The sequence below is a fragment of the Planctobacterium sp. R6 genome (assembly GCF_055755215.1).
On record NZ_JBVTQY010000071.1, the window covers coordinates 1 to 9,297 of the forward strand.

A 9,297-nucleotide genomic window follows, 5' to 3' on the forward strand; every position below is an offset into this window, starting at 1 on the left:
GTTGTGGAACTTAATCCGGAGAGCAAAAAAGAAGCAGCTTAACGGCTTAGGCGACAACTACCTTGAAAAACGCCGCTAAATGTATTGAGACGTTTGGGTCAAAAAGATGGTAAACAGAACGTCCGTATTCAATTTTAATCTCTTGCACATTGGCTGTATAGGTTACTCTTCCTTTTAGATTCTCATCAAAGTTAACCAATATTTGCCTGGTAGTGACTAAATCGAAAGTTGCCTGCCTTGGGCAGGTTCTTAAAACTTCAAACAACAGGCACCCAATCCCATAAAACACATCCTGAGAACTTAGTAAATCAGCTTCACAATCAAAACTGAGTACTGAACTACCCTCTGCCGTAAAATTGAAGCTTTCCACCACTGTTCCATTCTCATCTTTTATCTGCACATTCATGCCTGCGCTGTTATCAAGGTGGATAGCCCCTATAAGTGCTCTATTTCTGGCGTGTTGCAGTAAGTTTTCAAATGCTTCTGTGGATACTTTCATTCCATGTGTTATAGAAGTATGGTCACATATCGTTGATATATGACAACCGGGATTATTTAAGTTTTTTTGTGTTAATTTTTCCAAATTTTTCTTTAATTTCTGGAAAAGCATAATTTAATTTTACCCTTAATTATTAATCTTGTAGCTGTGTTCGAATGGTGTTACATGCTTAAGTCAGACTTTTTACTATTATTCTGATTAAATGTTAACTTTGTGTCGATTCACCTGGTAGCACGACATTGGCCTCAATACCCACTTTCCTTTCAGCTAGTTCTACAGTTAACTGTTCATCCAAGTATATACTTAAAACTAACCTTTAGATTATCTTCGTTATGTTCCGTTCTGCATTGGCTTGGTATTTGACTGTACTAAATATCGCCAATACTTTTGGGCGTAACTCCGTCACCTCTGGCTCATTCATAGCATTTGGTACTATTAATGATAATTCAGTATAAAGCAGCAAAAACTTAGCCATGCGCAGACGTTACTGACTAACAATACGAAAACACTCCTGCTCACCCAGACACAGCCGCTTAGAGTCATCACTAAAACCAACAACGGATACCATGTCACCAGTTGTTGCTGTGACCAACCCTGCTACCACAAACGCCGTTTCCTTATCTTTGGTAGTGGTACGCAATGTAGTTGTAGATGCCGAACATCCACCATGATGATGCACTACCGAGGATATCTTCCCGGCACTTTGAGGTTCGCTAACTGGCGCTGGCGGTACGTACATATACTTGTAGTACGCGAGCAGACCAATCATCAGCACAAAAGTGACAGCAATCCCCTTTCCTAAATCTTTCAATAGAAAACCTTGCTCACTTCTATTTAACTTTACCATTTCTTACCTATTACCTCGCTTTCGATTTCAGACTTTATCAACATTACCTTCTGAAGCAATAAAACGCTGCATTTATTCTTGCGACCGTGTGCACTGATAAAAATCAAGTCCAAAGATCTACCATCGTACTGAAACCAAAAGATACCATGGCATCTTTTTGACTGTCAAACTATGATTGTTCAGATAAATGTCAAATGAGATAATTTGTCGGATTTTGTGGTTTTGCATGTAATTGTCTAAGGTGTCGAAGCAGGCAGCGCCACCAACACACTTTCCAGCTTACACGCTATTTTCCGATTGATTGTAATATCGATTTAAACTATGGTCTTATACAGATGCACAGTCTGTCTGTGTACGGGTGTTAGCTACCCTGGGCGAACTGACCATAGTGCAGATGCAAACAACCCGCACATTTAATGTGCCCTGTGTGCATAAAAACCAGTTCATGCACAATATGGAGCACATTATGCAACTTTCGACCAAACGGGAGATCCGGTTTTTGCTGGACTCCGTCAAAAATGCCCTTGCGCAGGCTGAGCTGCCCGTTAAACGCAGTAGACTATCACAGGCGCTGGCGCAGGCACTCAATACCTCTGAGTACCATCTTTTTAATGCGTCAGATACGACTCCCATCAGGTTTGCGGTGGATACAACTCATCGCTGGGCAGATATTCTCAGTGCAAACCATCACTATAGTGCGTCCAACCTCTTATCTGTGATAGATAAATCCATGCATGTTGTGATCAACTCTTTACATAAAGAATCCGTAGAGCAGAAATTAACATCCCACCTCACCTATGAATTCTCTCACTGGGCCTTCAATGAAGTCTCGATTGATATTGAGGCCACTGCTCCTCAAATAGAAATACAATCACTGCTTGATACCGCTATCCCCATCACATTGTCAGAAAATGAGATCCACAGTCCTCAGGCTAATGCCTTTGTGCAGATATTATTGCACCTTGGTGTCACCCATTACAGTGTTGCTATGTCTTACTGGGTTGCTGCGCCTCAACGCTGGATCCATTGTCTGTTGACGCATTTCGACGCCAACCTTGAACATTCTCAGGCACTGTATCTTGTAAACTTTATTCGTTCCTTACCGACCTATGATGTCAGCGACGCGGCTGATTATGACACTGAAAATCAGGTTTTAAATGATCTCTTTCGATTGGTATTCGGCGTCCTGAACAAGCGTTTGCTAGCTGTTTTGACTGAAAAACAGCGGCAATTGCTTGAGAGCATCACCAATGTGGCGCTTTCTATGGATGAGGATTATGGTGATGAGCCATCTTTATCTTCCCGGCAACTGGACAACTATCTTGCTCATCTGAAATTCAAAGAGGACCACGGCATCTGGATTAGCGAATTCATCGCCAGCAAACTCAATAAAGATATTAAAAACATTATCGCAGGCAATCGCTTATTTATTGCTGACGGCGCAATAGTTGATAGCCGTTTTGTGCAGGCAATGGAGATGCATTATCCAGAAATTGAGGTGGTAGAAACTCAAGGGGTTGAAGAGATGGTCTATTTTGCGTCTAAATTCCTGACTGCTGAGACAACCGCAATATTGCCAACACTGAATGGCACTGACATTTTAAATGACTTAAATACCAACGCCTATGAAACACCGACACTGTTTAACCTGATGAAGCACTATCGATGCGAAAATTGGGAGCAGATGATCCAGACGGCTGACTTAACTGACCTTGATAAGTTATATACAGAACCCTTTTACCCGGACCAGCCCATCATCTTTTCTTTTCGCGAGCTTAATTTCATTAAAAGCGAACAAGGACGTGAAAGGCTGTTTCGCCGCTTTATTGATTTAATGAAGATGTTGCCGCAAAACGCACGAAAGCAGATGCGGTTTTGTGATGTCAATTATCGGATACTGGAGCTGGACGCTATCTGGAGCGAAACTGAAAAACAGACCTGCATGCAGTGCAGTCTCTTCTCTGAACAATACCGTTTTATGGAGGATCCCGAACGACATAGCGTTCAACCCGTCGGAATGAGCCGTAGTTTAGGGTTGAGCACAATTTTCTCATCAAGTGATATCAGCGGTTTTGTTAACGCAGTTGATGAGTACGCAACTGAGACCACGAAACGGGGCACCCATCATCCTCTGGATCCTAAACTATTGCGTATTGGCAACAAGATAAATGTAGAGCGCTTTAGTTCAGCATTAGATACGCTGGGCTCCAGGCAATTCATGCTGCAATTTAAACTAAAGCCCTCCCTTCAGCTTGATTTTCAGGTAATGATCCCCTACCTTGTTTTGCTTGATAGACGCCTGAGTGATCCCGTCACGGTAGCTTGTTTTACGCCCAGTTTTATCTACGACAATTTATTTGAGATCACGTTAACAAACATGCTTCTGTACGAAGAAGATCAATTAATGCAGACCAATGACTGGATGCGCCGGTCACCTGACATCCTGTTTATGATGTTGTTTAATACTCAGCAGGCATCTGAGAATACTGATTACGCTTTTGCTTGTGGTCACAACGTGATTGTTGTTAACCATGAGAATCTTGAGGTGCGAAATACTGAGATACACTACAGGGACGACAATATTGTGCTGTTCAGAAACAATTAGCTATCTTCCAAAACTCTAAGACCAATCGGCTCGCCTCTGTGCGGGCCAACTTTTCAAAGTGCGCCCTCACTAAATATGCCATCCAATAACCATTGTAGATAAATCTAATTTTTCTCTATTGACTTGGAGTTCTCCAATATCCATTATTGGAGAACTCCAAGTGGAAATATGTTTTTATGATGAAAACTAAAAAAAAACCAGATCAAATTAACGCAATGAACTTCGGAAGCGCCTTAGCTAAGTTGTATCGTTGGCATCAGGAGTCAGATATTGAATGCCTCCAGGTCCTTTTGGCGACACACGGCCTTAAAGATGACGATGGTTATGCGGTTATGGCTGATGTCAGAACTCAGGTTGGCGTCGCTGCTGATCGTTTTACACGCTGTATGCGGTTGCTTCAGGGATTTAAAAAATCCAAACCTATACTGTCAAACGATGCCTCCGACCGAACGGCACTACTTCAGGAGGCAGTATATAATGACAGCCCTTCCGTCAAACGGATTGGGCTGACATCCCAGGGGAGTGAAATTGTTGAAACTGTCATCGGGCCCCTGACAGCAGCTGATGAAACGATCAGCCAAAAAAATGCTGAAATTGAAGGTTTCAGATGGCTGGTCAAGACTACTGAAGCTTTAGGTATTCATTGCGACAACGATGATATCTTTACCGACCCCATGACAGGTGTGCATATCTGGCGCGGACTGCGGATCATTAAGGCACTCATTCGAGATGTGTCAACAATGCGTGATACTGATTTTGACGTATTATTAGATCCGCGACTTAAACAGGTAAGTAAAGAAATCCTGAATGGTGCAAAAGAATTGGATCATGTACAAAAGCAGCAATTAGATTTTTCTATGTTTTGTGTTGAAAAGATCCTTAATGAATAAATCTGACACTGAACGTTCAGCTGAGGCGGATTGTAGAGCCATTCCCGCCAGACGTATTAACAAACCAATGAGATAAATCACATGAAATTATCAAATATAATTACATCCATGTTATTAAGCGCTGCATTGTTAACTGTTTCGGGGTGTGAACTGACGCAACCCAATAGCGCTGCGCGTGATTTTTCCGCAAAACTTGACGCAGCAATATCAGAAATGTCCACAGACACTGACACTTTTCGGTTAGTCATTTGCAGAACCCAGTCCTGCTTGTCAGCGCTGGAATTTTCAGTACGTTATGACATGGTAAACCCATCGGTCTTTTCTCATATCAATCAAATATCTTATTTAAGCAATAAAGACCAGATCATAACACCTGTAACAACAAAACCAAAAATGACATGGGAAGTCTTTGAGCATGGCATAATGATTTCCATCACGCCCCCTCAACGCTGTTGTCAGCAGAAAGACCAATTTGGTTTTTCGATGAACATGACAGATTTGGTTGATATGACAAACATTGTTAGTGGCAATGAACAGTTTCCTTTACATCAACCAATCAATATAGAAATTGATCAGCAAATTAAGATCGGCAAAGGTGAAAATATAGTCCTTAGATCCGGTGATTATTTAATTGGTATCGTTCGCTCCTGAACGCTGAACATGTTCTGGAATTATTTCAATGAATACAATGTCACACTTTGAAACTCACCGCCTGAGAAACATCCGTAAAGAAGCCTGTTTTACTCAGGCAGAGATGGGCAAACTACTGGGCGTTTCCCGAGAAACAATACTGCATATTGAAAATGGAAAGGAAGGGTCTGTTGATGCCCTGGGGTTGCATCTGATCCGCAATTGGTACCTGGTCTGCCGCGAGCGATTGTGTCCGCTTACCCATAACGACTGGTCCCGGCACATCAAAACCTTTTTACATATCAGTGACGATCATAATCATCATGACTGACTATGTTCACAAGGCAAAGTTCGTGGTGTCATTATGAAAAGGCTGATTTTCGATTTTCAACGGTGAACCGGTGGATATGCTCTGCAAGCCGACTAAACTCCAACAATCCTCCTACGCCAGCATAAATGCCTTTTTATTGACAGGTATTGGAGTGGCTGTATCGGCTTGCAGGTTAGCCTTAATTGCAAGATACCCCATCAACTGATGATAATGCTGCTGCACCATTTCTTTATGGCCACCCACATAGTTATTGTAATCTTTTTCTGACCAGCCGAGCCAATTCCGCACCTCATCATCCGTTACGCGGCTATCTTGAAGTAACCCCTGCAGCTCCTGTGCCTGCATTGGATAGCGGGCTGGCTCTTTAATTTTGTGTCGTCTGGACATATACCGCCTCACATATAGATAATCTGGATCCAATAATATTACCTTTTTGCACCTTAAAAAAGACATGTAGCCAGCCATCCTGCTTATTTTCTAAGACACAGCGTTACTTAAGCCAAAGCAATTGGTAACGAATATTTGTTGCACAATCACACACAACGGTTTTATCCACCAGCTGCATGATGGCCGTTTTCAGGTGGGTGAAGACAGCAGTTGATTACTTTTGTTTACCAGACTACTGAAATACAGATGCATCACTAATTATTGTCGGTGCTGAAATATCAAGTTCACTCGTATAAATGACTATTTTAGTCCGATACATATTGAGTCGTGTAATCTCTTTAAACTCCTTCATTACGTCCGTGACCGAAGAAGGCGCGTCAGTATAAAGTTTTGTGGCCCAATTTTCATTTATCCCTTCATTCCAACACCACTCATACAGTTCTGCTTCTTTATTCGTTAAACTGTCAAGCGACTTTCCGTTTAAGGCCTTCAGTTCCCGAATTCGTCGCACAGCTCGGTTAACACACATGCTTGCAAATTCATCAGACTCTCCTTCTGGCAACATCGCATCAATCAGCTTTTCGATTTCAACGCTACCTGCACTATTCAATACCTCCTCCTTCCGTTTATTGTTACTGAGTAGCATGAGATCATCAGCTCTTTCATTTAGCATATCCTTAAACTCCTTTGATGGCTTTTGTGTCTGATGATGCGGGGTTGACATGTTTTGATGCACTATACCACCAGCATCCTTTATGAATCTTAACTCATCCATTAATTCTTTAACTTCAGAAATCATTAGCCCATGCATTGGGCCTGTTGTGGTTCCAATATAGAATTTTTCCTTCTCTTTGTATTGCCCCACCAGTTTGCCTGCTGAAATCCGCTTCCAGTGTTTGAATTTGGTTTTTGACAAGAATTCTGATTCAACCCATTGATGACCACAAACAATGCATTTTGATTGTTTTGATCCTATTTCTTTATTGTGGAAGTGATCAGAGATTTTGTGTTCACAGACGTCCGACAACTCTTGTTCTGGCTGAAGGAGTTGAGTTAGTCGTTTTTTCTCTTTGTGCACCTCAGGTGATTGTAGCCTTTTCGCTGATTGTGCAATCTGGGACAGTACTTTTCGGCCAGAATCGCTTCTCGCCATTGAATCCAAGTTGACGGTGGTTACAGGATTGCTCCTAATAACCTCAGTCATGTCGATTTCACCTCTGTCTTTAAACAAATTACATGCTTCATTGGTCTCATCTGCCCCCATAACCAATCTAGCGCCTACATTGCTGAAAATTGCTTCAGCTTCTTCTTCGCTGGCGTTAGCTAACGTGTGTGTGAATATGCGGCTCTCTTCCAGAAAGTCTTCTTCCGAAAATTTACGCTGACCTGTCTCTACTTCGACACTGATAGCATTAAAGCGGGTACCGATGAGATCAAACTTTGTCTTAATATTTCGGCAGTTATTTAACTCCTCCTGCGAAACAGCTGTTGTGATAGTCAGACGGACACCACGCTTTCTTCCTGTATTCCAGCACTCCCAGAATAACACTCTCTCGGCACTATCAAGTGCAGAATAATCTCTGCCATGCAACACCATTTCAGGTAAATGCTGAGCACTTGCAGACCGTGCCAAATTGAGAACCGATGAAGGTGGTTCGTCTAGATGATTAAGGTCAACATAGTCCCCGATAGCCCACTGCCAAGGACTCTTATCACTTGCTAATCGACATATTATGAAAATGCAATTGGCTTTTGTTAGCCCATTTACTTTTGCGGCAAACACTTCAGCTATTGATTCAATGACAGGTCGTTCATCAAAGATAGACAACGGCGTAAGCTTATCAGCATCTTTCCGATGCTCTGAAGACTTGATCAGGTCGTTATGGCTTTTATAACCCAACGCTATCGCCAGATAATCATAACGTTTGAATTTGCTTACTTTGATTTGATAATGGCTGCGAATTGAGTCAGCTAAATAGTCTGCTTTTTCTTTAAATATTGCTAATTGCGACGGATATACCGCCACAGGAAATATAAAGTTATCCATGTGTCAAACCTAAATAATTGGCATTTTGTGCTAACTACGTGTCCCTCGCGTCAGCCTGCCAGGTTTAACTGGTTTGCTGGTTTGTTTCGTCTTGACAGCTTAACTCGATAGTAAGTGGGACATGTCCAGGCGACGACAACCTGATACATGGATTATATAAATGTTTTGTAGATAATTGAAATAGCGTAACCGGTTTTAAAGTGATTTTTACCCATTCGCCAATTATTTCGCCTGCATTTCCTTCAAAAAAGGAATACCGATGTTAGCCGAATGCCAATGAGCAGCCTCTTTCAGCCGCTCATACTCTTCACCTGTTAGCTTTCTTTTGAGCTTTGTTTCCAGGTCTGTTCGCAATTCATGAACCAATTCGTCGTAAGCTTCTTTACCAGGCAAATTAAGCTCAGTCCAGCTATGCAGTGTTGATATTGATGACCACAGACGATGGAATGTCCCTTTAACGCCACTCAACCCCCCAATCAGGTCGTACTCCATATCGCTTATTGGTGCGTCAAAGGTGAGAATGGTCTCTATGTCAGGTGGCCTACGCTGCTTTTCCTTCAGAAGTTCTTTAGCTTCATTTTCAAATGTATGGAGCACTTCTTCCGGCATTGACACCCGCTGCTCCTCGCCATGCATACACTCCCACTGATCAATCATCAATAACACCTGATTTCGGTTGTCTTCCGTGGGATTTTCTTCAAACTCAACCAGAGCCTGAACAAGGTTTTTACAAACCTTTTCCAGTCGTGCGAATGCTGCATTCGCCTGACTTTGTATCTGCAGGCCCAATGGTGAATCTGGGTTTCTTCCTAATTCCTCAATTAACTTCAAAATTCTGTCTTGATCACTCATCACATTTGTTGTTTAGGCTGCTTTCTACTATTGGTAAATAACTGCTCATGCCCTGCTCCTTGTCTTCCTAAATGGATAGTATTAGAGGGCTATTTGCATACTGTGTTATTTACATTTTAGAACAGTAATTGGTAAGGGTTTGAATATACTTGGTTAATTATTTCCAAACAATACTTCATGGCGGTATGTATCGCTTCCGGCACACCAGC

Annotated in this window: 9 protein-coding genes; 4 read left to right on the forward strand and 5 right to left on the reverse strand. The window is 42.1% G+C overall.

The window, feature by feature from the left end; genetic code table 11:
• Window positions 1-46: 46 nt before the first annotated feature.
• Complete coding sequence (locus tag AC0J20_RS22600) at window positions 47-583, reverse strand: hypothetical protein (protein WP_473023475.1); 537 nt, start codon at window positions 581-583, stop codon at window positions 47-49.
• Window positions 584-983: 400 nt separating this feature from the next.
• Window positions 984-1,310: a hypothetical protein gene (locus AC0J20_RS22605; RefSeq protein ID WP_473023476.1), complete on the reverse strand. Its 327-nt coding sequence runs from the start codon at window positions 1,308-1,310 to the stop codon at window positions 984-986.
• A 502-nt stretch (window positions 1,311-1,812) separates the two neighbouring features.
• Here AC0J20_RS22605 and AC0J20_RS22610 point away from each other — a divergent pair.
• The 4 genes from AC0J20_RS22610 (at window position 1,813) to AC0J20_RS22625 (ending at window position 5,802) form a co-directional block, all read left to right on the forward strand.
• Window positions 1,813-3,951 carry a hypothetical protein gene (locus tag AC0J20_RS22610; RefSeq protein ID WP_473023477.1) on the forward strand — a complete coding sequence of 713 codons (2,139 nt, stop codon included), beginning with the start codon at window positions 1,813-1,815 and terminating at the stop codon, window positions 3,949-3,951.
• A gap of 176 nt (window positions 3,952-4,127) precedes the next feature.
• Complete coding sequence (locus tag AC0J20_RS22615; protein ID WP_473023478.1) at window positions 4,128-4,841, forward strand: hypothetical protein; 714 nt, start codon at window positions 4,128-4,130, stop codon at window positions 4,839-4,841.
• An 81-nt stretch (window positions 4,842-4,922) separates the two neighbouring features.
• Complete coding sequence (locus tag AC0J20_RS22620; protein ID WP_473023479.1) at window positions 4,923-5,492, forward strand: hypothetical protein; 570 nt, start codon at window positions 4,923-4,925, stop codon at window positions 5,490-5,492.
• Window positions 5,493-5,520: 28 nt separating this feature from the next.
• A complete protein-coding gene (locus AC0J20_RS22625) occupies window positions 5,521-5,802 on the forward strand; it encodes a helix-turn-helix transcriptional regulator (RefSeq protein ID WP_473023480.1) in 282 nt (93 codons plus the stop codon).
• A gap of 111 nt (window positions 5,803-5,913) precedes the next feature.
• Here the strand turns inward: AC0J20_RS22625 and AC0J20_RS22630 are convergent, their stop codons facing one another.
• The 3 genes from AC0J20_RS22630 to AC0J20_RS22640 form a co-directional block, all read right to left on the reverse strand.
• A complete protein-coding gene (locus tag AC0J20_RS22630; protein ID WP_473023481.1) occupies window positions 5,914-6,189 on the reverse strand; it encodes a hypothetical protein in 276 nt (91 codons plus the stop codon).
• 232 nt (window positions 6,190-6,421) lie between these two features.
• Window positions 6,422-8,236, reverse strand: coding sequence for a hypothetical protein (locus AC0J20_RS22635; RefSeq protein WP_473023482.1), 1,815 nt, complete (start codon window positions 8,234-8,236; stop codon window positions 6,422-6,424).
• A 222-nt stretch (window positions 8,237-8,458) separates the two neighbouring features.
• A complete protein-coding gene (locus AC0J20_RS22640) occupies window positions 8,459-9,067 on the reverse strand; it encodes a hypothetical protein (protein ID WP_473023483.1) in 609 nt (202 codons plus the stop codon).
• Window positions 9,068-9,297 lie beyond the last annotated feature (230 nt).